We start from the raw sequence: 24,906 nt of genomic DNA, 5'->3' as shown, positions 1-24,906 counted from the left end.
GCGGGCCGATACACCTTAACGCCGCCGCGCCGGCCGCCGAGAGTGGAGGGCACGCGGCCAAGCGGCCGTGCTCAGGGCGTACACGAGGCGTACGCGAGGCACACACGAGGAGGGCAGATGGCATCACTCATCACACGGGCGGCGGAGGGGGAATCGCCGCCGACGCGGTTCGACGACCACCTGGCGGCTCAGCTGCTCGGGCAGCGGATCGTGTTTCTCGGCACCGAGGTCGACGCGGGCTCGGCGAACCGGGTCTGCGCGCAGCTGCTCCTGCTGTCGGCCGAGGATCCGCGGACCGACATCGGCCTGTACATCAACAGCCCGGGCGGATCGGTGAATGACGGGCTGGCGATCTACGACACGATGCGGCTGATCCCGAACGACGTCTCCACCCTCGCCATCGGATTCGCGGCGAGTATGGGGCAGTTCCTGCTCACCGTCGGGGCGAAGGGGAAGCGGTACGCCCTGCCGAACGCGCGGATCATGATGCACCAGGTGTCGGGCGGGGTCGGCGGGACGACCGCCGACATCGAGATCCAGGCCGAGAACCTGGAGTTCACGCAGAAGCGGGTCGAGAAGATCACCGCCGAGCACACCGGGCAGTCGCCCGAGACGATCTCGCGGGACGGCGACCGGGACCGGTGGTTCACGGCCGAGGAGGCGAAGGAGTACGGCATGGTCGACCACGTCGTGGTCTCCCTCGCCGACGTGCGGCCGGCGAGTTCGCAGCGGCGCGTCGGGCTCGGGCTCTGAGGGAGAGGAGACAGGACATGGGCCAGTACACGATTCCCACGGTCATCGAGCGCACCCCGCAGGGGGAGCGCGCGTACGACGTCTACAGCAGGCTGCTCGCGGATCGGATCATCTTCCTCGGGACGGAGATCGACGACGGCGTGGCGAACGTCGTCATCGCGCAGCTGATCCACCTGGAGTCCGCGGCGCCCGAGCGCGAGATCTCGGTCTACATCAACTCGCCGGGCGGCTCCTTCACGGCGCTGATGGCGATCTACGACACGATGACCTTCGTCAACGCCCCCATATCCACCTTCTGTGTGGGGCAGGCCGCCTCCACGGCGGCGGTGCTCCTGGCGGCCGGGGACCCGGGGCGGCGGGCGGTGCTGGAGCACTCCCGGGTGCTGCTGGGGCAGCCGGCGGCCGGCGGGCAGCGGGGGACGGTCTCCGACCTGAGGCTCCAGGCCAGGGAGATGGTGCGGATCCGCTCGCAGGTGGAGGAGGTCCTCTCGCGGCACACCGGCCACGAGGTGGCGCGGCTGCGGGCGGACATGGACCGCGACAAGGTCTTCACGGCCGAGGAGGCGGTGGCGTACGGGCTGGCCGACCAGGTGGTCAGCCAGCGGGTCGTCGGCGTGTGAGGGCGAGGGTCGGTGCCGGCGTTACGCGGCGAGGCGCACCTCGGCGTCGAGCCCGCCGAGCCGGGGGCCGCTCGCCCGGTGGCTGCTCAGCCGGGTGATGGAGGAGGTGGCCCGCGCGGCGCGCTCGGCAGTGCCGGTGGCGGTGCCGGTGCCCGTGGCGGTGCGGCGGGCGAGCTCGTCCTGGACCAGGGTCAGCAGCTCGGCCAGGCCCAGGCCAAGGGCGCGCGCGGCGGCCGCGAGGACCTCCGAGGAGGCCTCCTTGCGGCCGCGTTCGAGCTCCGAGAGGTACGGCATGGAGATCCGGGCGTCCTCGGCCACGTCCTTCAGGGTGCGTTCCTGAGCACGGCGCTCGCGGCGCAGGACCTCGCCGACGACGTGGCGCCAGAGGGGCTCCCTCGGGCGCAGGGGGACGACGGGGGCTGGGTCCGGCGCGTGGCTGCTCATCTCCTCAGAGTAGGAGCGACCACCGACAGCGGGAGGGTGGCGGCGTTCTGCCACCCGCGAAATCGCCCAAGCCGCCCGGGTCTAGGCGACCTTCGCGAGGGCCTGGCCGAGGTCGTGCCACAGGTCGTCGGGATGCTCGATGCCGACGGACACGCGGACCGTGCCCTCGCCGATGCCCGCGGCGGCCAGCGCGTCGGCGTCGAGCTGACGGTGGGAGGTGCTCGCCGGGTGCATGACGAGGGTCTTGACGTCGCCGAGTGACGGGCTGAGGGAGGCCAGGCGCACGGATTCGATGACGGTGCGGCCCGCCTGCCTGCCGCCGGCGAGGTCGAAGGCGAGAACGCCGCCTCCCGCACCGCCGGCCAGGAGCCGCCGCGCGATGGCGTGGTCGGGGTGGCCGGGCAGGCCCGGGTAGTGGACGGCGGTGACGGCGGGGTGGTCGGCCAGCCGGCGCGCGAGGGTGAGGGCGTTGGCGCACTGGCGTTCCAGGCGCAGCGCGAGGGTCTGCATGCCGCGCAGCGTCAGCCAGGCGGCGAACGGGTCGGCGGAGGCGCCCTGTTCGGTGGCATAGCGCCAGACGCGGCGGCGGAGCTCGTCGGAGCCGAAGACCGCGACGCCGCCCAGCACGTCGGAGTGGCCGCCGAGGTACTTCGTCGCCGAGTGGATCACGATGTCGGCGCCGTGGTCGAGGGGGCGGCACAGCAGCGGGGTGGCGAAGGTGTTGTCGACGACCGTGGTGAGGCCGTGGCCGGCGGCCTCGGATATCAGGGCGGGGAGGTCGCCGACGCGGGTGGTGGGGTTGGCGATGGTCTCCAGGTAGAGCAGGCGGGTGGTGGGGCGCAGCGCGGCGCGCACCTCGGCGGGGTCGCCGCCGGAGACGTGGGTGACCTCGACGCCCCAGCGGGTGGCGAGGTCGTCGAGCACGGTGTACGTGCCGCCGAAGAGGCAGCGCTGCGCGATGACGTGGTCGCCCGGCTTGAGCAGCGCCAGCAGCACGCCGTTGATCGCGCCCATGCCGGAGGCGAAGGCGAGGCCCGCCGTGCCGCCTTCGAGCCCGGCGACGGCCTCCTCCAGCGCGCGGACGGTGGGGTTGCCGTAGCGGTTGTAGAAGAACGTCGTCTCGGGTTCCTGGAAGGCGGCGGCCATCTCCTCGGCGTCGGCGAAGGAGAACAGGTGGCCCTGGTAGAGGGGTACGCCGACGGGGCGGCTGCCGGTGGGCTGGGGCACGGAGTGGTGGACGGTGCGGGTCTCCGGGTGGTGAGGGTCGTGAGGGATCATGGCGAGGAGTCTCGCCGGTGAGAGGGCCGACGGAGTAGAGCCAATGGCCCGGAAGTGGTCTGGGTCCGGGACGGACGGAGGAGGGCGAACGATGATCGTCGCGTTCTCGGTGACGCCGATCGGTGCCGGGCGGCACGTGGGCAAGGCGGTGGCGGACGCCGTGCGGGTGGTGCGGGAGAGCGGGCTGCCGAACCGGACGGACGCCATGTTCACGAGCGTCGAGGGCGAGTGGGATCAGGTGATGGACGTGGTGAAGCGGGCGGTGGAGGCGGCGCAGCGGCACGCGGAGCGGGTCAGCGTGGTGCTGAAGGCCGACATCAACGAGGGCGTCACGGACGGCATGACCTCGAAGGTGCGCACGGTGGAGCGGCTGCTCGCCGATGAGGAGTGAGCGGGCGGCCCGCACGGCGCCGGAACCCCGGAGCGGGCCCGATCGCGCACAGAGTGTGACCGCATTGCGGTCCCGCCGGAACGCAGGGGAGCGTCCGGCACAACGGACAGGACACCCGCATGGCCAGATCTCGCTCGCTCATCGCCGCCGCCGTCGCCGCCGCCAGTTGCGCCGGGTTGCTCTTGCTGCCCTCGCAGGCGCAGGCCGCCGGCTCGGTGCACATCGAGACGATCTACTACAACAGCCCCGGCTCGCCGGACAGCGGCGGCAACACCAGCCTGAACGGCGAGTGGGTGCGGATCCGCAACAGCCGGGACGTGAACGTCAGCCTGAAGGGCTGGACCATCCGCGACAGCTCCGGCCACACCTACACGTTCGGCTCGTACACGCTGGCGGCGGGGAGGAGCGTGACGGTGCACACGGGGAAGGGCGACAACACCGCACGCCACCGCTACTGGGGGAGCTCGTGGTACGTGTGGAACAACGACGCCGACAGGGCCACGCTGCGGCGCGGCAACGGCACGGTGGCGGACCGGTGTTCGTACGTCAACGCGAACGCCAGCTCCAAGTCCTGCTGAGCGCTGAGCGCTGAGCCCTGAGCACGGGGGCAGCGTGGGGGCGGTGACCGAGGCCTCCCGGTCACCGCCCCCGGCGGAGCCGCCCGTCTTCGGTCTTCGCCTTCCGCCGGCGCTCCCGGTTCCGCTTCGCATGAGGTGAGCTATACACCACGTGTATACACGCGGAGTTTACTGCGCCACGAGAAACCCCGGGCCAGCGAGGGCCCGGGGTTCCGTGCGGAGCGGATCAGACCGTCACTACACCTCGCTGCCGGCCACCCAGTCGGCCCAGCTCATGTTCCAGCCGTTGAGGCCGTTGTCCGGGGCGATCGTCTCGTCCTTCGAGTTGATGACGATCACCACGTCGCCCAGGAGGGAGTTCTCGTAGAACCAGGCGCCGTCGGTGTTGGGGTCGTCGGCGCCCCGGATGTCGGCGAGGCCCACGCAGCCGTGGCTGGTGTTGTCGTTGCCGAACACGCCCCCGCCCCAGTAGTTGCCGTGGATGAACGTGCCCGAGGTGGACAGCCGCATCGCGTGCGGCACGTCCTTGATGTCGTACTCCCCCTCGCCGTCGTCGTCGGTGAACCCGACGGTCGCGCCGTTCATCCGGGTCTCCACGAACTTCTCGGAGATCACCATCTGCCCGTTCCAGGTCGGCGTCTCGTCGGCGCCGGTGGTCACCGGGATGGTCCGGATCGTCTCGCCGTCCCGCACGACCGACATCTGCTGGGTGTCGGCGTTCACCGTGGAGACCTGTGCGCGGTCCACGTGGAAGCTGAAGGTGCGGTCCTGCACGCCCTCGACGCCCGGGGCGCCCTCCACGCCGTCCCAGTTCAGCTCCACCGTGACGTCGCTGTTGGCCTCCCAGTAGTCCTCCGGCCGGAAGTCGAGCCGGGTGTCGCTGAACCAGTGGCCCACGACCTCCTGGCCGCTGCTGGCGGTGATCTCCACCGCGTCCTCTATCTCGGCCTTGTTGGTGATCGAGGTGTCGAAGTTCAGCGATATCGGCATGCCCACGCCCACCGTGCTGCCGTCCTCGGGGGTGAAGTACCCGATGAAGCTGTTCTCCGGCGAGATGGTGGTGAAGCTGGCGTTCTCGTGGGCCTTGCGGCCCTTGGAGTCGCTGGCCTGCACCGTGAGCTCGTACTGCGTGGCCCGCTCCAGCTGGGTGGCCGGCGCCCAGCTCGTCCCGTCCTCGGAGGTGGAGCCCTCCACCTCGGCACCGGTCTCCGTGGCGACCAGGGTCACATCGTCGAGCGTGCCCTTCTCCACCGAGACCTGGACGTCGCTGTTGATCCCGACGTTCGTCGCCGCATCCTCGGGCGTCATGGATATGACGGCCTCCGAGGTGTTGGCGTTCTCCGCCGCCTGATCGGCATCGGCCTGCTCGCTGCTGCCGTCCTGAGGGGCGTTGGCGTCGTCGCCCCCGTCGTCTCCGCCGCCGCTGCATGCTGACAGCGCCAGCACCCCACTCAGCAGCGCCGCCACCACCGTCACGCGCCCGCGCCCGCGCCGCATTGCTGTCATGTGCTCCCTAACTCCATCCACAGCCGTGTCTCCCGAAAGGCATTGGGGAGAACGCGACAACGGCTGCGGCCGGTTCCACTGTAGGTGAATCTGTGCGGGAGACCATGCGTGCGATCGATGTCCGATTGCTCACGTTCCCCGCCCTCGCCGGCCGTCGCCGACCGTCGCCGTCCGTCCTCGCCCGCGTCCTCACAGTCAACGCCGACAGCGCCCGTCCGTCAGCGCCCGTCATCGTCGTCGTCTTCCTCCTCCACGTACCACGACGCCTCCGGGTCGTAGTGCGTCAGCTCGCTGCTCCACGACGCCTGCGCCAGCACCACGCCGGGCATCTCGCCGACCAGGTCGACCGGGTCGATGAGATACGCGACGGCCTCCGCCACGTCCCGGGAGACGGCCCGGGCGGCCTGCTCCCTCTCCCCCGCGGGCAGCTGCTCGTCGCCGACGATCCGCGCCCAGGCGGCCCGGATCAGCTCGTCCGGCTCGTCGATCTCCAGCACCATCTCCACGCGAACCCTCACGTGACGCATGCCCTTGTCCCCAGGGACTCCTTCGGGGACTCCTTCGTCGGTACTCATATCTCGGAGCGTAATTCGCCGGACCGTCAGCTCAACCACGCGACCCGCAGCGGCCCGGCGGACGGGCCCTAGGCCAGCGGGCCCGTCACCGCCTCGGCTGCGCGGACCAGCGAGCCGTCGCGCACGAACGCCTCGGCCGACGCCAGGTCGGGGGCGAGGAAACGGTCCTCCCCCGCGCCGCCCACCCCGGCCGCCCGCGCCGCCGCGACCACGGCCTCGGCGGCGGGCCCGGGGCGGAGCCGCTGGGCGCGCAGCTCGATCGCGCGGCTCGCCGCGCACAGCTCGATCGCGATCACGCCCGTCAGGCAGTCCAGCGCGCGCCGCAGCTTGCGCGCCGCCGACCAGCCCATGGAGACGTGGTCCTCCTGCATCGCCGAGGACGGGATGGAGTCCACCGAGGCGGGCACCGCCAGCCGCTTCAGCTCGCTGACCAGCGCGGCCTGCGTGTACTGGGCGATCATCAGTCCCGAGTCCACGCCCGCGTCCCGCGCCAGGAACGGCGGCAGGCCGTGTGAGCGGTTGCGGTCCAGCAGCCGGTCGGTGCGGCGTTCCGCGATCGAGGCGAGGTCGGCGGCGGCGATGGCGAGGAAGTCCAGGGCGTAGCCGAGGGGGGCGCCGTGGAAGTTGCCGTTGGAGGTGACGCGGCCCGAGACGACGACCGGGTTGTCCACCGAGGCGGACAGCTCGCGGGCGGCCACGGTACGGGCGTGGTCGAGGGTGTCGCGCCCGGCGCCGGCGACCTGGGGGGCGCAGCGCACGGAGTACGCGTCCTGGACGCGGGGGGCGTCGTCCTGGTGGTGGCCGGTGAGGCCGGAGCCGGCCAGGACGCGGCGCATGTTGGCGCCGCTGGCGGCCTGGCCCGGGTGGGGGCGCAGCGCGTTCAGCTCGGCGTCGAGCACGCGCTCGGTGCCCAGCAACGCCTCCAGGGTGAGGGCGGCGGTGATGTCGGCGCTGGTGAGGAGGCGTGCAAGGTCGGCGCAGGCCAGCAGCAGCATGCCCAGCATCCCGTCGGTGCCGTTCAGCAGCGCGAGGCCCTCCTTCTCGCGCAGTTCGACGGGGTCGATGCCGTGCTCGGCCAGCAGCTCGGCGGCGGGCCGGACGCGGCCGTCGGGGCCCTCGGCCTCGCCCTCGCCGATGAGTGTCAGTGCGCAGTGCGAGAGTGGAGCCAGGTCGCCGGAGCAGCCGAGCGAGCCGTACTCGTGGACGACGGGGGTGATGCCGGCGTTGAGGACATCAGCCATGGCGCGCGCCACGCCGGGGCGTACGCCGCTGTGGCCGGAGGCGAGGGTCTTCAGGCGGAGGAACATGAGCGCCCGCACGACCTCGCGCTCGACGCGCGGGCCGAGGCCGGCGGCGTGGGAGCGGACGATGTTGCGCTGGAGGGCGATGCGCAGCTCGGGGGCGATGTGCCGGACGGCGAGGGCGCCGAAGCCGGTCGAGACCCCGTAGACCGGCTCGGGCCTGGCGGCCAGCTCGTCGACGACCCGGCGGGCGGCGGCCATGGCACCGAGCGCCTCGCCCGACAGCTCGACCCGGGCACCGTCGCGTGCGACGGCGATGACGTCGCCGGGCGTCGTACCGGAGGTGCCGAGGGTGACCACGGCGGGTGTTTGGTCTCTGGTGCGGTGCGTGGCTGCCATGCCGGGAGCGTATGTCCTCGCCGGGCGGGCGGCTCATCGCACGACGCCCGCGCCCTGCGGCGGACGCCTCGGCCCGGGGGTTCCGCCCCGGGCCCGCTGGTCCCACCGATTTCCGGGGCGTGGGCACGGCCCGCACGGGCGCGGCGGAGCCGCATCGGTGAGGGCCGGGAAGAGGCGGAGCCGGAGGCGTCCTGCCCGTCGTGCTCGCCCTCCGGGCTGGGACCGGCCCAGGACTGGCCTGGCCCAGGGCTGGCGCGGCGCGCCCCCGGAGGCTCTGGGGCATCGGGGTCCGGGGGCGAAGCCCCGGGCGTCGTCGGCTGCCTAGCTGGCCCGGCCGGGGCTCGGGGCGCGGCCGCGGAAGCGGCGGCGGTCGTCGCCCTCGGTGGCTGGGGGCTTGGCGGCGTCCGCCAGGGTGACGACCTCGTCGTGGGGGCCGCCCCTGCCCGCCACGACCGGCTCGCGGGAGCGGGCCGCCTTGGCGCGGTACTGGGCTGCGTCGGCGAGGCGGAAGAGGCGGCGGGCGCTCAGCGGGGTGCCGATGGCCTCGCCCGTGGAGGCGACGCCGCAGGCGACCCCGTTGCCCAGCTCCAGCTCGGCCGCGCGTCGGCACACCTCGGTGGCCGCGCTCACCACCTCGTCCGTCGCGGCGCCGACCGCCAGCAGGCAGAACTCGTCGCCTCCCAGCCGGGCGGCGAGCGCGCCGGGCACCTGGGCCCCGCAGAGCGAGAGCACCGAGCCGAAGCGCTCGAGCAGCCGGTCGCCCGTGGCGTGGCCGTAGGTGTCGTTGACCTGCTTGAGGCCGTTGACGTCGCAGACGACCAGGCTCACCACGCTGCCGGTGGCCCGGTGCTGCGCCACCGCCTCGTCCAGACGGAGGTCCACCGCGCGCCGGTTCGCCAGGCCGGTCAGCGGGTCGGTGAAGGCGAGCCGGCGCACCTCCTCCAGCCGCTCGTGCTGGAGCAGCCCGGTCGCGACGACCGAGGCCAGCACGGCGGCGTACTCCGCGTCGCGCCGGCCGAAGGCGTCGGCGCCGCGCCCGCGCGCCACGTACAGCTCGCCCCAGGCGCGGCCCCGCAGCACGATCGGCGCGACGACGCAGCAGCTCCGGCCGCGCTCCCGCAGCGCGGCCACGCGGCGCGGCGTGGCGGCGCTGCCCGCGCCGTCGGCCGTCGCGAGCCACGCCTGGGGCTCGCCGCGCCGCAGCCGCCCCCGGCCGCTGGCGAAGAGCGCGATCTCGGGGAAGTCGTGCACCGGATAGCTCTCGTCGGCGGGGAACGCCTGCTCGCCCGCGGCCAGCTCCCCGGCGTTGGCCAGCACCCGCAGCCGGCCGCGCTCCCGCTCCCAGACGGAGACGGCGGCGAAGGAGCCGTCCAGCGCGCGCCGGATCCGGTCGGCGGCGGCGTGCGCGACGTCCGCCAGGGCGTGTGCGGCGGCCATGCCCTGCGCCAGCTCCACCACGGCCCGCAACCGGTTTTCCTCGCCCATACGCCCCAGGCTATGGGCGTTCGGCACGCTATGGCGCCTTCGGCTACTCCCTGCCCCATTCGCCGTACTGTTGGGTGTTCTTGGCTGCCCGCGCACCACCGGCCGAACCTCGCGCGCGCCGTCGCGCGCGCCTCACGCCCACGTCACGCCGGGTCGGGCCAGCGCGGCGGGCGCTTCTCGTTGAACGCCGCGACGCCCTCGATCCGGTCCGGCGAGAAGGCGGCCGTCCGCCAGGCGGCGTCCTCGACCTCCAGCGCCCGGTCAAGACCGATGCCGAAGCCCTCGCGCAGCGCCCGCTTGGCGGCGCGCAGCCCCACGGGGGAGTTCGCCGCGATCCGGGCGGCCAGCTCCAGCGCCTCGGCCCGGTCCTCGCCGTCCCCGGCCAGCCGGTCGAACAGGCCCAGGCCCAGCGCCTCCGCCGCCCCCACCCGCCGCGCGGTGAAGATCAGCTCCGCCGCCCGGGCCGCCCCGACGCGGCGCGGCAGCAGCTGCGTGCCGCCGCCGCCCGGGATGACGCCCACGGACACCTCGGGCAGGCCCACCACGGCCGTGGGGTCGGCGACGATCAGGTCGCAGGAGAGCGCCAGCTCGTACCCCCCGCCCAGCGCGAAGCCGTGCACGGCGGCGATGGCGGGCATGGGCAGCGCCCGTACGCCGTCGAACGCCGCGCGCAGCCGCTCGCGCTGCGCCGCCAGCTCGGAGTCGTCGGCGGCGTTGCGTTCCTTCAGGTCGGCACCGACGCAGAACGCCCGCGGGTGCGTGGAGCACAGCACCACCGCCCGCACCGACCGGTCGGCGGCGAGCGCGGCGCAGGCGTCGGCCAGCTGCCCGGCCAGCCCGGTGGAGATGGCGTTCATGGCCTCCGGCCGGTCCAGGACCAGCTCGGCCACGTGCCGCTCCGCGTCGACGCGAACGGACACCAGCTCGCTCTCGGCACTCACGACACCGACCTCCGCGTCAGCAGCCAGGGCTCGACGATCCCGAGGCCGCGCACCGGGCGCGGGTAGAGCGGCTGGAGCGCGAAGCGGTAGCCGTCCCTGCCGCCCTCCTTGGCGTCGGCCGCCTTCTCCGACTGCGGCGCGAGCCCGCCCCCGGTCAGCTCCTCCCGCATGGCGCCGTCGAGCAGCACCATGTCCTTGGGCGCTATCGAGGTCAGGCGGCTGGCGAGGTTCACGGTGTTGCCGAAGACGTCGCCCATGCGCGTCGTCACCGTCCCGAAGGCGATGCCCACGCGCAGCTCCGGCATCATCGGGTCGTCACCGAGCGTCTCGACCAGCCGCAGCCCGATCTCGGCCGCCGTGCCCGCGTCGTCGGCGGCGAAGAGCACCTCGTCGCCGAGCGTCTTGATCAGCCGCCCGCCCTGGGCGGCCACCTGGTCGGCGGCGGTGGTCTCGAACGCCTCCACCAGCTCGCCCAGCTCCTCCTCCTCGAGCCGCCTGGTCAGCCGGGTGAAGCCGACCAGGTCCGCGAAGCCGACCGCCAGGCGCCGGTCCACCATCTCCGCGTCGTCCTGCGCCTGCACCACCCGCCCGGCGGCGGCGGCGAGCTGCCTCCGCCACACGTAGACCAGGAACTCCTCCAGCTCCGGCAGCAGCAGCTCGACCAGCGGATACGCCACCTCGGTCCGGGTCATGTCGGGCTCGGGCGGCTCGGTCAGGCCCTCCAGGAAGGAGTCGATCTGCCAGTCCGCCAGCCGCGCCGTGGTCTGGCCGGTGGAACGCGCCACCTGCACGGCCATGCCCTCGCTCAGCAGCCCCGCCTCCACGAGGCCGGCCAGCCGCCGCAGCGCCAGCACGTCGGCCTCGGTCAGGGCCTTGGCCTGCCCTATGTCGGGGAAGCCCATCGCCCGCCAGAAGCGGGCGGCCAGCTCCATCGAGACCCCGGCGGCGCGGGCCGCCTGGAAGGGGGTGTACTGCCGCTCGGCGCCGATGATCAGCTGCTCCATGCGGAGCGCGATCGTCTCGTCCGTCTCCAGCTCCGTCTCGGGCCCCGCCCCGCTCCCCGGCTCGCGTGCCTCGTCGCCGCCGCGCTCCGGCGCCGGCTCCGGTCCCGCGTCGGGTCCGGCGTCCGGACCGGTGCCCGGGCCCCGGCCGACGGCGTCCGGCGTGCGTTCCGGCCGGGAATCCGGTGGTTCCGGTGGTTCCAGTGGTTCCGTCCGTTCCGGTTGTTCCGGCCGTTCCGGTCGTTCGTGCCTGGAATCCGACCCCGGATCCAGTCTGGGATCCGGCCCCGGAGCGCGCCTGGGCCCAGGTTGCTCGGCCTCAGCCACGGCCATCGCCCGCCTTCCGCGTGGCATCCACAATCAGGGTGGCAATCCCTCCGCTGCGCACTTCCCCAACCGTTCCTTCGCCGCGCTCGTCGCGCGCTTTCCTCGGCCCAACCCTACGGCAGTGTGCCCTGCGTCACGTCGCACGGAGGTGCACGATGTCGGCCGCCGCCACCGAGTGGCGGACCCCGTCGGCGGCGGCGATGACCAGCCGCCCCTCGCCGTCGAGCGCCACGGCCTCGCCGTTGAGCTCCCTCCCGCCGGGCAGCGTCGCCCGCACGCGCCTCCCGAGCGTGGCGCAGCCCGCCGCGTACGTCGGCTGGACCCCGCTGACGGCCGGGTCGCCGCCGCTGTCCGCCCAGCGCGAGTACCAGTCGGCGAGCGAACGCAGCACCGCCCGCAGCAGCGGATCGCGGTCGGTGTTCTTCGCGCCCGCCAGCAGCAGCGAGCCCGCCTGCGGCACCGGCAGCTCGTCCGCGCGCAGCGAAACGTTCAGCCCGACGCCGAGCACCACGGCGTTGGCCTGGTCGTAGGTCGTGGTGGTCTCGGCGAGGATGCCGCCGACCTTCCGCTCCTCGCCGTCCACGTGCACCAGCAGGTCGTTGGGCCACTTCAACGCCGTGTCCACGCCGGCGGCCCGCGACAGCGCCGTGGCGGTGGCGACCCCGGCCAGCAGCGGCAGCCACCCCCAGTGGGCGGCGGGCACCTCCGGCTCCGGCTCCAGCAGCACGGAGAAGAACAGCCCCGACCGGGCCGGGGCCGACCAGCTGCGGCCCAGCCGCCCGCGCCCGGCGGTCTGCTCCTCGGCGATGAGCACACTCCCGGCCAGGGCCGAGCCCTGGCGCGCGGCGTTCAGCAGGTCGGCGTTGGTGGAGCCGGTGGACTGCGTCACCTCCAGGCTCGTCCACAGGCCGTCGGGCCAGACGAGCGCGGAGCGCAGCGCGGCCGCGTTCAGCGGCGGTCGGTCGAGATCGGACCAGCGGCTCCGGGCACGGCCGACGGTAGGCGTCATGTCTCAAGCCTATGCCGGTGATGTGTCCCACGCCGCACCGTCGGCGGCGTCCGGGGGTCGTTAACCTGCCTTGCGGCAGCCACTGCCAGCCGCCGCTCGACGACGTGTGAGGAGCCCGTGCCGTGCCCCCCGAACCCGACATCCACACCACCGCCGGCAAGATCGCGGACTTCCGGCGGCGCGCGGAGGAGGCCACGCACGCCGGCTCGGCGCGCGCCGTGGCCAAGCAGCACGCCAAGGGCAAGCTGACGGCCCGCGAGCGGGTCGGCATGCTGCTGGACGAGGGCTCCTTCACCGAGCTGGACGAGTTCGCGCGGCACCGCTCGACCAGCTTCGGCATGGACGCCACCCGCCCGTACGGCGACGGCGTCGTCACCGGCTACGGCACGGTCGACGGCCGCCCGGTCTGCGTGTACTCGCAGGACTTCACCGTCTTCGGCGGGTCGCTCGGCGAGGTCTACGGCGAGAAGATCGTCAAGGTCATGGACTTCGCCCTGAAGACCGGCTGCCCGGTCATCGGCATCAACGACGGCGGCGGCGCCCGCATCCAGGAGGGCGTGGTGGCGCTCGGCCTCTTCGCCGAGATCTTCCGGCGCAACGTCCACGCCTCCGGCGTCGTCCCGCAGATCTCCCTGATCCTCGGCCCGTGCGCGGGCGGCGCGGTCTACTCCCCCGCCATCACCGACTTCACGGTGATGGTCGACCAGACCTCGCACATGTTCATCACCGGCCCGGACGTCATCCGCACGGTGACGGGCGAGGAGGTGGGCTTCGAGGAGCTGGGCGGGGCGCGCACGCACAACACCCGCTCCGGCGTCGCCCACCACATGGCGGCGGACGAGAAGGACGCCGTCGAGTACGTCAAGGCGCTGCTGTCCTATCTGCCGTCGAACAACCTCGCCGAGCCGCCCGCGTACCCGCAGGATGCGGACCTGGCGGAGGTCACGGAGGAGGACCGGCAGCTCAACGCCCTGGTGCCGGACTCCGACCACCAGCCGTACGACATGCACGAGGTCGTCGAACACGTCCTGGACGACAGGGAGTTCCTGGAGACGCAGGCCATGTTCGCGCCGAACATCATCACCGGCTTCGGCCGCGTGGAGGGCCGCTCGGTCGGCGTGGTCGCCAACCAGCCCCTGCAGTTCGCCGGCTGCCTGGACATCCACGCCTCCGAGAAGGCCGCCCGCTTCGTCCGCACCTGCGACGCCTTCAACATCCCCGTGCTGACCTTCGTCGACGTCCCCGGCTTCCTGCCCGGCACCGAGCAGGAGTACAACGGCATCATCCGGCGCGGCGCCAAGCTGATCTACGCCTACGCGGAGGCGACGGTCCCGCTGATCACCGTGATCACGCGGAAGGCGTTCGGCGGGGCGTACGACGTGATGGGCTCCAAGCACCTGGGCGCCGACCTGAACCTGGCCTGGCCCACGGCACAGGTCGCCGTCATGGGCGCCCAGGGCGCGGTCAACATCCTCCACCGGCGGACGCTGGCGGCCATCGACGACGACGGGGAGCGCGAGTCGGAGCGGAAGCGTCTGACGCGCGAGTACGAGGACGCGCTGCTGAATCCCTACGCGGCGGCCGAGCGCGGGTACGTCGACGCGGTGATCGTCCCGGCCGAGACCCGCCACCAGGTGGTGCGAGGGCTGCGGGCGCTGCGCACCAAGCGGGAGCAGCTACCGCCGCGGAAGCACGGGAACATTCCGCTGTGAGGGGCGCGTTCGCCCGCGCGCGCCGTGCCCGGCCGGCCGGCCGGCGGGGCGTGCGTACGATGAGCGCATGATCAGGGTCGTGCGAGGCAATCCGACGCCGGAGGAGCTGGCCGCCGCCGTGGCGGTGGTGCAGGCGCGGGCTGCCGCCGCGGCGGCGGCCGCCGCGGAGGAGGCGGGCGGCGCCGCGAGCGCGCGGCCCGCCGCGTGGTCGGATCCGGCCCGCACCGTGCCGCGCGGCCTGCCGAGCGCCCCCGGCCCGGACGCCTGGCGCATGAGCTACCGCTGACCTCGCCGCCGCCCTTCGACGCAGAAGCGGTTGCCCTCGGTGTCGGCCAGCACCACGTACGGCAGCGCTCCCCGGGGCGGGCTGTCCGGGTAGTACGGCCAGTCCACGTGCCGCGCGCCCAGCGCGACCAGGCGTTCGACCTCCTCGTCGAGATCGCGCCCGCCCGCGTCGAGGTCGAGGTGGACGCGGGGGAACTCCTCCGCCGGGCTCCCGCTGACGTCCAGCGCGATCGCCGCGCCCGGTGTGCCCGGCGGCGGCTCCAGCACGATCCAGTCGTCCCCGTCGTAGCGCGGCGCGCGCCGCACATAGCCCAGGGCCTCCTGCCAGAACGCCGCCGCCCGCCGGTCGTCGTCCACGCCCAGCGAGATCTGCCTGATCGTCGTCATGTCGGCAGCATGCCCGCACGGGCGGCGACACCCCTGAATGAATGCCGTCGAATGAATGCCGTCTGAATCTGAGTAGAAGTACTCATGTCGCGGGCCCTCCACGCCCGGCAGCATCGGCCCATGCTGTGGTCAGACATGCGCCAGGAGCCGAACGAGGAGGCCCGCACCGCCCGAGCCATGCAGCGGCGGATGTGGTGGATCCTGGCGGTGGCGGCGCTGGCGGCGTATCTGCTCATACGCGGCGGCTGAGCCCCCGGCAGGGCCTCGCTTCTCATGAAGTTCTCATCGGCCCCTCACGACCGGCTCACGGCCCCTTCCTAGCGTCCCCCGCATGATGTTCACCTATCTGCGGCGCGAGTTGCGAAGACGCCGCAAGGCCCAGCTTGTCATCTCCCTCGGGCTCGCCCTCGGCATCGCCCTCGTCGTCATCGTCAACGCCGTCTCCTCCGGGATGCGCAAGGCGCAGGACGACGTGCTGGAATCCCTGTACGGCCTCGGCACCGACATGACCGTCACCCGGGAGTTCGAGGAACCCGAGGAGGGCGAGCGGCGGGGCCCACGCTTCGAGTTCGACGCCGAGGAGGGTGCGGAACAGTCCAGCGACCAGCTCGTCGTCGAGGGCTTCGGGACCCTCGACGACTCCCGCGTCGCCGAGATCGCCGGCATCGACGGCGTCGCGAACGCCGCCGGCTCGCTCCGGCTCAGCAGCATCTCGGTCTCCGGCTCCTTCGACCCCGGCGAGATCACGGAAGGCGAGGAAGGGGGGGAGGGCGATCAGAGCCGGCCTCCGGCCGGGGACGGCGGGCCCCGTGTCGGGGGCGGCGGCGCGGACTTCGGCGTCGACGGCTACTCGATCCTCGGCACCGACGTCAGCGAGCCGGAGCTCGGCCCCCTCAACGGCGCCGAGATCACCGACGGGCGCGGCTTCGCCACGGACGAGACCAACGACGCCGTGGCGCTCCTCGACGCCGACTACGCCGCCAGCGAGGACCTCGCGGTCGGCGACACGCTCACCATCAAGGGGACGGACTTCGAGATCGTCGGCCTGGTCAACGCCGCCGGCGCCGACGCCGCCTCGGACGCCTACATCCCGCTCAAGCAGGCGCAGACCCTCTCGGAGAGCGAGGGCGAGCTCACCGACATCTACGTCCAGGCGGCCGACTCCACGCGGCTCGACGCGATCGAGACCGCCATCACCGACCGGATCGACAGCGCCCAGGTCACCACCGCCGACGACCTGGCCGACCAGGTCTCCGGCTCGCTGTCGACGGCGGCCGACCTGGCCGACGGCGTTGGCCGCTGGCTGTCGTGGATCGTGCTCGGCACCTCCTTCGTCGTGGCGGGGATGATGGCCTCCTCGGCCGTGTCCCGCCGGGTGCGGGAGTTCGGCACGCTCAAGGCGCTGGGCTGGACGCGGCGGCGCGTCACCGGGCAGGTGATGAGCGAGTCCCTGGTCACCGGTCTCGTCGGCGGCGCCATCGGGCTGGGCCTCGGCGTGCTGGCGGCGTGGGCGATCACCACCGTCAAACCGGGCCTGACCGCCGACCTCGCGGGCGGCCTCGGCCAGGGGCCGGGCGGGGGCGGGGGGCCGGTCATGATCAGGCCGGGCGGCGCGGGCGGCGAGGCGTCCGAGAACGCCGCCGGATCCGGCGGTGGCGGTGGCGGGTCGCTCGACATCGGCCTCACCGCCCCCGTCAGCCTCGACATGCTCACCATCGCCGTCACCCTCGCGGTGATCGGCGGTCTGATCGCCGGCGCCTTCGCCGCCTGGCGCGCCGCCCGCCTGCGCCCCGCCGACGCCCTGCGCCGCGTCGCCTAGCCGCCGTCACACCGCCAACGGAGACCGACCATGTACGAACTCACCGACGTCACCAAGAACTACCGGCGCGGCCGCGCCACCGTCACCGCCCTCGACGGCGTCTCGCTGACCGTCCCGACCGGCAGCCGCCTGGTGATCCAGGGGCCCACGGGCGGCGGCAAGTCCACGCTGCTGCAGCTCCTGGGCGGCCTCGACCGGTCCACGCGGGGCAGCGTGCGGCTCGACGGCACCGACATGAGCGGCCTGTCGGAGGCGAAGCTGACCCGGCTGCGCGCCGAGCGCATCGGCTTCGTCTTCCAGGGCTTCCACCTCATCCCGACGCTCTCCGCGCAGGAGAACGTCGAGACCGCGCTGGTGCCGCTGGGCCTGCGCGGCGCGGAACGCCGCCGGCGCGCGGCCGAGGCCCTGGCCTCGGTCGGCCTGGCCGAACGCGCCGACCACCTGCCCAGCGAGCTGTCCGGCGGCCAGCAGCAGCGCGTCGCCATCGCCCGCGCGCTGGCCAAACGCCCCAGCGTGCTGCTGGCCGACGAGCCCACGGGCAACCTCGACGAGTCCACCCGCGACGAGGTGATGGAGGTGCTGGAGAAGCAGTGGCGCCAACTGGAGCTGACCTTCGTGCTCGTCACCCACGACAGCACGATTGCCCGCCGCGCCGAGCGGGTGGCGCGGATCGCGAGGGGCCGGATCAAGGTGACGGACAACGCCGATGCGCACTCGGCGGATTAGCCCTCCCCCACCCGCCCACCCGCCCCCTGACGACGGCGCTCAGCCCCTGTTGGGGTGCTGGGGCGTGGGTGGGCGGGGGTCCGGGGCCGGAGACCCCGGACCCCCGCCCCCGGCGTTACGCTGACGGCCATGAGCGACGCCCCCGCACCCCCCGCACACCCCACGCGACGCCCCGCTCCGCGCCTCATCCTGGCCTCCGCCTCGCCCGCGCGCCTCGGGCTGCTGCGGCAGGCCGGGCTCGCGCCCGAGGTGATCGTCAGCGGCGTGGACGAGGAGGCCCTGAGCGACGCCGCCCACACGCCCGCAGAGCTGGCGCTGCTGCTGGCCGAAGCGAAGGCGGCGGCGGTGAGCGAACGCCAGGACGCGGCCGGGGCGCTGGTGGTCGGCTGCGACTCCGTCCTGGACGTGGACGGCGTGGCGTTCGGCAAGCCCTCGGACGCCGAGGACGCCACGGCGCGCTGGAAGGCCATACGCGGCCGGTCCGGCGTTCTGCGCACCGGGCACTGCGTGATCGACACGGCGGCGGGCGGGCGCCGCGCCTCCGGCGTCGCCGCCACCACGGTCCGGTTCGGGGAGCCGAGCGACGCGGAGATCGCCGCCTACGTGGCCTCGGGCGAACCCCTCCATGTTGCGGGAGCGTTCACGCTCGACGGCCGGTCGGCGCCGTTCATCGACGGCATCGATGGCGACCCGGGCACGGTGATCGGCCTGTCGCTGCCGCTGCTACGCGGGCTGCTCGCCGAGCTCGGCGTCGCCATCACCGACCTGTGGACCTGACGCCGTGGACGCCGCTGGCGCCGACGGGTACAGCGTCAGCGTCAGCAGGATGAGCCCGAAGACCAGCATCAGGCCCCCGAAGACCAGCCAGCCCGCCAGGCCCACGGCGAGGGTGGCGAGCACCGCGTGCAGCGCGGCGGCGCCGACCAGCAGCGCCCGGACACCGCGGCCCGGCGGCCGGTCGGTCACGCAGGTGCGCCCCAGCAGGCCGGCGCACAGCAGCAGGAACGCCGCCAGCAGCCCGCCCGCGGTCCAGGTGCTGAGGCTCATCGCCGTCGTGGAGAGACCGGCCACCTCCATCTCCTGCCGGTCCACGGCCATGCCGAGGACGAGGTGCACCATGCCGACCACCACGCCCGCGGCCAGCACGACGGCCGCGGCCGTCGCCGCCACGCATCGTCTGCCCCGGTTCACGCCGCGCACGCTACTGCTGGGTAGACCGCGCGGCAAGACCCTGGAAGCAACCTCGCGCACCCGCGCGGCCGCCGGGGTGCCCGACGGGCCCGGGCGCAAATAATGCGCCCGCGAGTTATGGGAATTCCACAAAGCGCATGGCGCAGTCCTGTGTCGGACTGCCGGAGTTAACCGAGGCCGTGGCCAATCTCAAGGCAAACGCAATCGGGGCGCGTACCTTGGAAACGCAAGGCCAGCAGCGGATCGCGACGCCACCACGCGCCCCTTCGCGCCACCGCCCGCCCACCCGGGAAGCGGCGCGCCGGCAGGGTCACTCCTGTGGGCGACTCGTTGCGGGGTGTCGCCAGTACCTAAACTCGGCTTGTTCCGAGGAGGGAGCCATAGTGCGCAAGGTGCTCATCGCCAACCGTGGCGAAATCGCCGTTCGCGTAGCCCGGGCATGCCGGGACGCGGGTCTCGCCAGCGTCGCCGTGTACGCGGAGCCGGACCGCGACGCCGTTCACGTCCGTGCCGCCGACGAGGCGTTCGCCCTGGGCGGTGACACGCCGGCGGCCAGCTATCTGGACTTCGACAAGGTGCTCAAGGCAGCGGCCGACGCCGGCGCCGACGCCGTGCACCCCGGCTACGGATTCCTGTCCGAGAACGCCGACTTCGCCCAGGCGGTGATGGACGCAGGGCTGACCTGGATCGGGCCGCCGCCGGACGCGATCCGCGCGCTGGGCGACAAGGTCGCCGCCCGGCACATCGCGCAGCGGGCCGGGGCGCCGCTGGTGGCGGGTACCAAGGACCCGGTGAGCGGCGCGGACGAGGTGGTGGCGTTCGCCGAGGAGCACGGCCTGCCGATCGCGATCAAGGCGGCGTTCGGCGGCGGCGGGCGCGGCCTGAAGGTGGCGCGCACGCTGGAGGAGATCCCCGAGCTGTACGACTCGGCGGTGCGCGAGGCGCAGGTGTCCTTCGGGCGCGGCGAGTGCTTCGTCGAGCGGTACCTGGACCGGCCGCGGCACGTGGAGACGCAGTGCCTGGCCGACAAGCACGGGAACGTGGTGGTGGTCTCCACCCGCGACTGCTCGCTGCAGCGGCGGCACCAGAAGCTGGTGGAGGAGGCCCCGGCGCCCTACCTGTCGCCGGAGCAGAACGCCGAGCTGTACCGCGCCTCGAAGGCGATCCTGAGGGAGGCCGGCTATGTCGGCGCCGGGACCTGCGAGTTCCTGGTGGGGCAGGACGGCACGATCTCCTTCCTCGAGGTCAACACCCGCCTCCAGGTCGAGCACCCCGTGACGGAGGAGGTCACCGGGATCGATCTCGTCCGGGAGATGTTCCGCGTCGCGGAGGGCGAGGAGCTGGGGTACGACGACCCGCCGCTGCGCGGCCACTCCTTCGAGTTCCGGATCAACGGCGAGGACCCCGGGCGCAACTTCCTGCCCGCGCCCGGCACGGTGACGACCTTCGCGCCGCCGAGCGGGCCGGGGGTGCGGCTGGACACGGGCGTGGAGAGCGGCTCGGTGATCGGCCCGGCGTGGGACTCCCTGCTGGCGAAGCTGATCGTGACCGGCGCGGACCGGCAGCAGGCCCTGCAGCGGGCGGCGCGGGCGCTGCACGAGTTCCGGGTGGAGGGCATGGCGACGGCGCTGCCGTTCCACCGCGCGGTGGTGGCCGACGCGGCGTTCGCGCCCGAGGTGACGGGCCGGGAGGGCCAGCCGTTCGACGTCCACACCCGGTGGATCGAGACGGAGTTCGTCAACACCATCGAGCCGTTCGGCGGCACCGCCCCGGGCGCCGGGGCCGGAGCCGAGAGCGAGGAGGGCGTTCCGCGCGAGACGGTGGTGGTCGAGGTCGGCGGCAAGCGGCTCGAGGTGTCGCTGCCCGCCACGCTGGCGATGCCGCTGGCGCGGGCGGCGGTGGCGGGCGGCGCGAAGCCGGCGCGGCGCAAGGGCGGTGGAAGGCGCAGCGTGGCGGCCGCCTCGGGTGACGCGCTGGCCTCGCCGATGCAGGGCACGGTCGTGAAGGTCGCCGTGACCGAGGGCCAGGAGGTGGCCGAGGGCGACCTGATCGTGGTCCTGGAGGCGATGAAGATGGAGCAGCCGATCAACGCCCACCGCGCCGGCACGGTCGCCGACCTGAAGGCCGAAGTCGGCGGCTCCCTCTCGGCCGGCGCGGTGATCTGCGAGATCAAGGGCTGACGGGCTCCCGCCCTCCAGCCTCCCCGCCGGGGGGCTGGGGGCGGAGCCGCCAGGACCTACCGCAGGCGCGCCGCCGCGCTGCGCGGGTGGGGCGCCACGCGCGGGCCTGGGAGCGGCAGCTCCCGGCGCCCGGCGGGTCCCTCGCCCGCGCCCCCGGCGCCCGGCGGCAGGCCGCCCGGCTTGCCGCCCACCGCCGGCGCCTGCCCGGCCACCGAGATCCGCATCCCGCTGTCCGCCAGCATCTCCAGCTGTGTCCCGGCCTTGTCGCACTCCGGCGGCGGCTGGTCGGTCACCAGGTGGGCGATCATTTCCGTGGGCACCGTCTGGAACATGGTGTCGGTGCCCAGCTTCGTGTGATCGGCCAGCACGACGACCTCGGCCGCCGCGCGCACCAGCGCCCGGTCGACGCTGGCGGCGAGCATGTTGGAGGTGGACAGGCCGCGTTCGGCGGTGAGCCCGGCGCCGGAGATGAACGCCCGGCTGACGCGCAGGCCGTGCAGCGACTGTTCCGCGCCGCTGCCCACCAGGGCGTAGTTGGAGCCGCGCAGCGTGCCGCCGGTCATCACCACCTCGACGCGGTTGGCGTGGGCGAGTGCCTGGGCGACGAGCAGGGAGTTGGTGACGACGGTGAGGCCGGGGACGCGGGCGAGGCGGCGGGCGAGCTCCTGGGTGGTGGTGCCGGCGCCGACGACGACGGCCTCGCCGTCGCGCACCAGCCCGGCCGCGAGCTCCGCGATGGCGGCCTTCTCGGCCGTCGCGGCCATGGCCCGTTGCGGGAAGCCGGACTCGCGCGTGAAGCCCCCGGGGAGGACGGCGCCACCGTGCCTGCGGTCCAGCAGCCCCTCCGCCTCCAGGGCGCGCACGTCGCGCCGCACGGTCACTTCTGAGGTCTGGACTACGCGGGCCAGCTCACGGAGCGACACGGCCCCGTTGGCCCGCACCATTTCGAGAATCATCTGACGACGTTCTGCAGCGAACACGGAACCGACAGTAACCCCAACGACCATCTGGTTTCAGCAGGTTGCGGGGAATTACCGAAGTTGATGCACGCACGCCCCCGGCGTGATATAGGGGCCGGGCGCCCGTCTGGCGACACCAGCGCTGACCAGTGCCTACTGTTCGTCGTCCGTCTTACGGGTGTGCAGCTGGCGCGCGGCCTCGGCGATCGAGCCGGACAGAGACGGGTACACGGTGAACGCCTTTGCGATCTGTTCGACCGTCAGAGAGTTGTCCACCGCGATCGAAATCGGATGAATGAGCTCGCTGGCCCGGGGGGAGACCACGACCCCGCCGACCACGATCCCGGTGCCCGGCCGGCAGAACAGCTTCACGAAGCCGTCCCGCACGCCCTGCATCTTCGCCCTCGGGTTGCGCAGCAGCGGCAGCTTCACCACCCGCGCGTCGATCCGGCCCTCGGCCACGTCCTCCTGGCTGTAGCCGATGGTGGCGATCTCCGGGTCGGTGAAGACGTTGGCCGAGACAGTGCCCAGGTCCAGCGGCGTGACCGCGTCGCCCAGGAAGTGGTACATCGCGATCCGGCCCTGCATCGCGGCCACCGAGGCGAGCGCCAGCACGCCAGTGCAGTCGCCTGCGGCGTACACCCCGGGTGCGGAGGTGCGCGACACCTTGTCGGTGACGATGTGGCCGGAGCCGGACAGCTTGACGCCCGCCTCCTCCAGGCCCATGCCGGCGGTGTTCGGCACCGCGCCGACCGCCATCAGGCAGTGCGTGCCGGAGATGACCCGGCCGTCGGTGAGGGTGACCTCCACCCGGCCGCCGACCCGCTTGGCCGCCGCCGCCCGGGAGCGGGCCATCACGTTCATCCCCCGGCGGCGGAACACGTCCTCCAGCACGGCGGCGGCGTCCGAGTCCTCGCCGGGCAGCACCCGGTCGCGGGAGGAGACCAGCGTGACGCGGGAGCCCAGCGCCTGGTACGCGCCGGCGAACTCCGCGCCCGTCACGCCCGAGCCCACCACGATCAGCTCCTCGGGCAGCTCGGCGAGGTCGTACACCTGCGTCCAGTTCAGGATCCGCTCGCCATCGGGGCGCGCGTCCGGGATCTCCCGGGGGTGGCCGCCGGTGGCGACCAGCACGCCGTCGGCCACCAGTTCCTCGCTCTGACCGGGGGCGCCGTCCTCCCCGGTCACCGTGACCCGGCGCGAACCGTCCGGCGCCTGGCCCGCGCTGAGCCGCCCGCGCCCGCGGAGCACCCGCACGCCGGCGCGGGTGACGGCGGCGGTGATGTCCTGCGACTGGGCCAGCGCCAGCCGCTTCACCCGGCGGTTGACCTTGCCCAGGTCGACCTGTATCCCGCGCACCTGGTCGCCGATGCCGTCGCCGTCGAAGTCCAGCTCGATGCCCAGCTCCTCCCGTGAGGAGTCGAAGCCGGTCATCACCTCGGCGGTGGCGATCAGCGTCTTCGACGGCACGCAGTCCGTGAGCACGGAGGCGCCGCCCAGGCCGTCGCGATCGACGACGGTCACCTCCGCACCGAGCTGCGCCGCCACCAGCGCCGCCTCGTAGCCTCCGGGTCCGCCACCAATGATCACGATTCGAGTCACGTTTCCAGTGTGGCCTACGGCCGCTTCGCCTCCCGCACCCGCCCGCCCTTTCCGCGCCCCCCGGGAGCCGGGGGGCGGCGCCCCGGGCCGGGGCCCTGTGACACCAGGCGGCTCATACGGACATCGTTGCCCCTCCCGTACGCTCAGGTGCATGTCGCTCTACGCCGCATACGCCGGAAACCTGGACGCCCGGCTGATGGCCCGCCGCGCCCCGCACTCGCCGCTGCGCGGTACCGGCTGGCTCACCGGATGGCGGCTCACCTTCGGCGGTGAGGAGATGGGCTGGGAGGGCGCGCTGGCCACCATCGTGGAGGACGCCCCGCCCTCGGCGGTCTTCGTCGCCCTGTACGACATCGCCCCCATGGACGAGGACCACCTCGACCGCTGGGAGGGCGTGGGCCTCGGCATCTACCGCCGCACCCGCGTCAGGGTCCACACCCTCGACGGCGACCTCCCGGCCTGGGTCTATGTGCTGAACGCCTACGAGGGCGGCCTGCCCTCGGCCCGCTACCTCGGCGAGATCGCCGACGCCGCCGAGTCGGGCGGCGCCCCTCACGACTACGTCATGGAACTCCGCAAGCGCCCCTGCTGAGTCGGACGCGCGGGAGAGACCGGACCCGGCCCGCCGGAGGCCTTCTACGCGCGTAGGGCTCGACCGGTTAGGCTCAGCGCGTGAACGCATCTGACAACGCGGCCGCCAACGCGACCGCCGCCGCCGTCCGGCTGCGAGAGCTGACCGGCGTGGCCGCTCACGACGTCGCCCTCGTGATGGGCTCCGGGTGGGTCCCCGCCGCCGAAGCGCTCGGAGAACCGGAGCACGAGCTGCCCATCACCGAGCTGCCGGGCTTCGCGCCGCCGGCCGTCAAGGGCCACGCGGGCACCGTCCGCTCCTACGCGCTGGGCGGCACCCGGGCGCTCGTCTTCCTGGGCCGCACCCACTACTACGAGCGGCGCGACGTCGCCTCCGTGGTGCACGGCGTGCGGGCCGCGGTCGCCGCGGGCTGCAAGACGGTGGTGCTCACCAACGGCTGCGGCGGACTGCGCGTGGGCATGCGGGTCGGGCAGCCCGTCCTCATCAGCGACCACATCAACCTGACCGCCGCCTCCCCCATCGCCGGCGCCAACTTCGTCGACCTCACCGACCTGTACTCGCCCCGGCTGCGCGCCCTGTGCAAGGAGATCGACCCCTCCCTGGAGGAGGGCGTCTACGTGCAGTTCCCCGGGCCGCACTACGAGACGCCCGCCGAGATCCGCATGGTGCGCGCGATCGGCGGCGACCTGGTGGGCATGTCCACGGTGCTGGAGGCGATCGCCGCCCGCGAGGCGGGCGCGGAGGTGCTGGGCATCTCGCTGGTCACCAACCTCGCCGCCGGCCTGACGGGCGAACCCCTCAACCACGAGGAGGTCCTCCAGGCGGGCCGCGACTCGGCCGCCCGGATGGGCTCGCTGCTGGCCCGCGTCCTCGGCAGAATCTGAACCCGAAGGCCCCGGAGCTGA

The 24,906-nt window shown here is 73.5% G+C and carries 26 protein-coding genes; 13 read left to right on the top strand and 13 right to left on the bottom strand.

Features of this window, described 5'->3' with window-relative positions:
* The first annotated feature begins 117 nt into the window (after positions 1–117).
* On the top strand, positions 118–753 hold the full coding sequence (locus ACTWQH_RS04860; protein ID WP_443285058.1) for a ClpP family protease: 636 nt from the start codon (positions 118–120) through the stop codon (positions 751–753).
* Complete coding sequence (locus ACTWQH_RS04855) at positions 642–1,373, top strand: ClpP family protease (RefSeq protein WP_443285057.1); 732 nt, start codon at positions 642–644, stop codon at positions 1,371–1,373. Before ACTWQH_RS04860 ends, ACTWQH_RS04855 begins: the two co-directional genes overlap by 112 nt.
* A 21-nt stretch (positions 1,374–1,394) precedes the next feature.
* Here ACTWQH_RS04855 and ACTWQH_RS04850 read toward each other — a convergent pair whose 3' ends face one another.
* Together ACTWQH_RS04850 and ACTWQH_RS04845 are read right to left on the bottom strand one after the other, a co-directional pair.
* Complete coding sequence (locus tag ACTWQH_RS04850; RefSeq protein WP_443285056.1) at positions 1,395–1,817, bottom strand: helix-turn-helix domain-containing protein; 423 nt, start codon at positions 1,815–1,817, stop codon at positions 1,395–1,397.
* Positions 1,818–1,898: 81 nt separating this feature from the next.
* Positions 1,899–3,095 (bottom strand): trans-sulfuration enzyme family protein, encoded by a 1,197-nt coding sequence (locus tag ACTWQH_RS04845; RefSeq protein ID WP_443285055.1) that lies wholly within the window; start codon positions 3,093–3,095, stop codon positions 1,899–1,901.
* 91 nt (positions 3,096–3,186) lie between these two features.
* Between ACTWQH_RS04845 and ACTWQH_RS04840 the strand changes: the two genes are divergently transcribed.
* Together ACTWQH_RS04840 and ACTWQH_RS04835 are read left to right on the top strand one after the other, a co-directional pair.
* Complete coding sequence (locus ACTWQH_RS04840) at positions 3,187–3,486, top strand: MTH1187 family thiamine-binding protein (RefSeq protein WP_443285054.1); 300 nt, start codon at positions 3,187–3,189, stop codon at positions 3,484–3,486.
* 119 nt (positions 3,487–3,605) lie between these two features.
* Positions 3,606–4,064 carry a lamin tail domain-containing protein gene (locus tag ACTWQH_RS04835; protein WP_443285053.1) on the top strand — a complete coding sequence of 153 codons (459 nt, stop codon included), beginning with the start codon at positions 3,606–3,608 and terminating at the stop codon, positions 4,062–4,064.
* Between the two features lie 237 nt (positions 4,065–4,301).
* Here the strand turns inward: ACTWQH_RS04835 and ACTWQH_RS04830 are convergent, their stop codons facing one another.
* From ACTWQH_RS04830 to ACTWQH_RS04800, 7 genes are all read right to left on the bottom strand, one after another.
* Positions 4,302–5,570 (bottom strand): L,D-transpeptidase, encoded by a 1,269-nt coding sequence (locus ACTWQH_RS04830; protein WP_443285052.1) that lies wholly within the window; start codon positions 5,568–5,570, stop codon positions 4,302–4,304.
* 218 nt (positions 5,571–5,788) lie between these two features.
* A complete protein-coding gene (locus ACTWQH_RS04825; protein ID WP_443285051.1) occupies positions 5,789–6,145 on the bottom strand; it encodes a hypothetical protein in 357 nt (118 codons plus the stop codon).
* Between the two features lie 68 nt (positions 6,146–6,213).
* On the bottom strand, positions 6,214–7,785 hold the full coding sequence (hutH, locus tag ACTWQH_RS04820; RefSeq protein ID WP_443285050.1) for a histidine ammonia-lyase: 1,572 nt from the start codon (positions 7,783–7,785) through the stop codon (positions 6,214–6,216).
* A gap of 321 nt (positions 7,786–8,106) precedes the next feature.
* Positions 8,107–9,270: a diguanylate cyclase domain-containing protein gene (locus tag ACTWQH_RS04815; RefSeq protein ID WP_443285049.1), complete on the bottom strand. Its 1,164-nt coding sequence runs from the start codon at positions 9,268–9,270 to the stop codon at positions 8,107–8,109.
* 143 nt (positions 9,271–9,413) lie between these two features.
* Complete coding sequence (locus tag ACTWQH_RS04810) at positions 9,414–10,211, bottom strand: enoyl-CoA hydratase/isomerase family protein (protein ID WP_443285048.1); 798 nt, start codon at positions 10,209–10,211, stop codon at positions 9,414–9,416.
* Entirely contained in the window at positions 10,208–11,245 is a 1,038-nt protein-coding gene (locus tag ACTWQH_RS04805; RefSeq protein ID WP_443285146.1) for an adenylate/guanylate cyclase domain-containing protein, read from the bottom strand. Before ACTWQH_RS04805 ends, ACTWQH_RS04810 begins: the two co-directional genes overlap by 4 nt.
* A 427-nt stretch (positions 11,246–11,672) precedes the next feature.
* Entirely contained in the window at positions 11,673–12,548 is an 876-nt protein-coding gene (locus ACTWQH_RS04800; RefSeq protein ID WP_443285047.1) for a biotin--[acetyl-CoA-carboxylase] ligase, read from the bottom strand.
* A gap of 122 nt (positions 12,549–12,670) precedes the next feature.
* Between ACTWQH_RS04800 and ACTWQH_RS04795 the strand changes: the two genes are divergently transcribed.
* Both ACTWQH_RS04795 and ACTWQH_RS04790 read left to right on the top strand, forming a co-directional pair.
* Positions 12,671–14,260, top strand: a complete 1,590-nt coding sequence (locus ACTWQH_RS04795) for an acyl-CoA carboxylase subunit beta (RefSeq protein WP_443285046.1) — start codon at positions 12,671–12,673, stop codon at positions 14,258–14,260.
* Between the two features lie 67 nt (positions 14,261–14,327).
* Positions 14,328–14,546 carry an acyl-CoA carboxylase epsilon subunit gene (locus ACTWQH_RS04790; RefSeq protein WP_443285045.1) on the top strand — a complete coding sequence of 73 codons (219 nt, stop codon included), beginning with the start codon at positions 14,328–14,330 and terminating at the stop codon, positions 14,544–14,546.
* Here ACTWQH_RS04790 and ACTWQH_RS04785 read toward each other — a convergent pair.
* Positions 14,537–14,932: a VOC family protein gene (locus ACTWQH_RS04785; protein ID WP_443285044.1), complete on the bottom strand. Its 396-nt coding sequence runs from the start codon at positions 14,930–14,932 to the stop codon at positions 14,537–14,539. The two genes, ACTWQH_RS04790 and ACTWQH_RS04785, sit on opposite strands and share 10 nt — an antisense overlap.
* Before the next feature lie 120 nt (positions 14,933–15,052).
* Here ACTWQH_RS04785 and mmpB point away from each other — a divergent pair, with 120 nt between their 5' ends.
* The 4 genes from mmpB to ACTWQH_RS04765 all read left to right on the top strand — a co-directional run bounded on the left by mmpB (position 15,053) and on the right by ACTWQH_RS04765 (position 18,254).
* The gene (mmpB, locus tag ACTWQH_RS04780) at positions 15,053–15,181 is read left to right on the top strand and encodes a morphogenic membrane protein MmpB (protein ID WP_443285043.1); all 129 of its coding nucleotides are present in this window, start codon (positions 15,053–15,055) and stop codon (positions 15,179–15,181) included.
* A gap of 82 nt (positions 15,182–15,263) precedes the next feature.
* On the top strand, positions 15,264–16,751 hold the full coding sequence (locus tag ACTWQH_RS04775) for an ABC transporter permease (RefSeq protein WP_443285042.1): 1,488 nt from the start codon (positions 15,264–15,266) through the stop codon (positions 16,749–16,751).
* Between the two features lie 30 nt (positions 16,752–16,781).
* Positions 16,782–17,477, top strand: coding sequence for an ABC transporter ATP-binding protein (locus ACTWQH_RS04770; protein WP_443285041.1), 696 nt, complete (start codon positions 16,782–16,784; stop codon positions 17,475–17,477).
* Between the two features lie 129 nt (positions 17,478–17,606).
* On the top strand, positions 17,607–18,254 hold the full coding sequence (locus ACTWQH_RS04765) for a Maf family protein (RefSeq protein WP_443285040.1): 648 nt from the start codon (positions 17,607–17,609) through the stop codon (positions 18,252–18,254).
* On the opposite strand, the gene ACTWQH_RS04760 is transcribed toward ACTWQH_RS04765, so the two are convergent.
* A complete protein-coding gene (locus ACTWQH_RS04760) occupies positions 18,201–18,668 on the bottom strand; it encodes a hypothetical protein (RefSeq protein WP_443285039.1) in 468 nt (155 codons plus the stop codon). The genes ACTWQH_RS04765 and ACTWQH_RS04760 overlap by 54 nt on opposite strands.
* A 383-nt stretch (positions 18,669–19,051) precedes the next feature.
* Between ACTWQH_RS04760 and ACTWQH_RS04755 the strand changes: the two genes are divergently transcribed.
* Positions 19,052–20,848, top strand: a complete 1,797-nt coding sequence (locus ACTWQH_RS04755; protein ID WP_443285038.1) for an acetyl/propionyl/methylcrotonyl-CoA carboxylase subunit alpha — start codon at positions 19,052–19,054, stop codon at positions 20,846–20,848.
* 56 nt (positions 20,849–20,904) lie between these two features.
* Here the strand turns inward: ACTWQH_RS04755 and ACTWQH_RS04750 are convergent, their stop codons facing one another.
* On the bottom strand, positions 20,905–21,804 hold the full coding sequence (locus ACTWQH_RS04750; protein WP_443285037.1) for a DeoR/GlpR family DNA-binding transcription regulator: 900 nt from the start codon (positions 21,802–21,804) through the stop codon (positions 20,905–20,907).
* A 156-nt stretch (positions 21,805–21,960) separates the two neighbouring features.
* Positions 21,961–23,409 carry an NAD(P)H-quinone dehydrogenase gene (locus ACTWQH_RS04745; RefSeq protein ID WP_443285036.1) on the bottom strand — a complete coding sequence of 483 codons (1,449 nt, stop codon included), beginning with the start codon at positions 23,407–23,409 and terminating at the stop codon, positions 21,961–21,963.
* Between the two features lie 151 nt (positions 23,410–23,560).
* Here ACTWQH_RS04745 and ACTWQH_RS04740 point away from each other — a divergent pair, with 151 nt between their 5' ends.
* Positions 23,561–24,001 (top strand): gamma-glutamylcyclotransferase, encoded by a 441-nt coding sequence (locus ACTWQH_RS04740; RefSeq protein WP_443285035.1) that lies wholly within the window; start codon positions 23,561–23,563, stop codon positions 23,999–24,001.
* An 80-nt stretch (positions 24,002–24,081) separates the two neighbouring features.
* Positions 24,082–24,885 carry a purine-nucleoside phosphorylase gene (locus ACTWQH_RS04735; RefSeq protein WP_443285034.1) on the top strand — a complete coding sequence of 268 codons (804 nt, stop codon included), beginning with the start codon at positions 24,082–24,084 and terminating at the stop codon, positions 24,883–24,885.
* The last annotated feature ends 21 nt before the right edge of the window (positions 24,886–24,906 follow it).

Source organism: Streptomyces sp. 6N223, from assembly GCF_052246635.1.
GTDB lineage: Bacteria > Actinomycetota > Actinomycetes > Streptomycetales > Streptomycetaceae > Streptomyces.
This window is presented reverse-complemented; position numbering and strand designations above follow the sequence as displayed.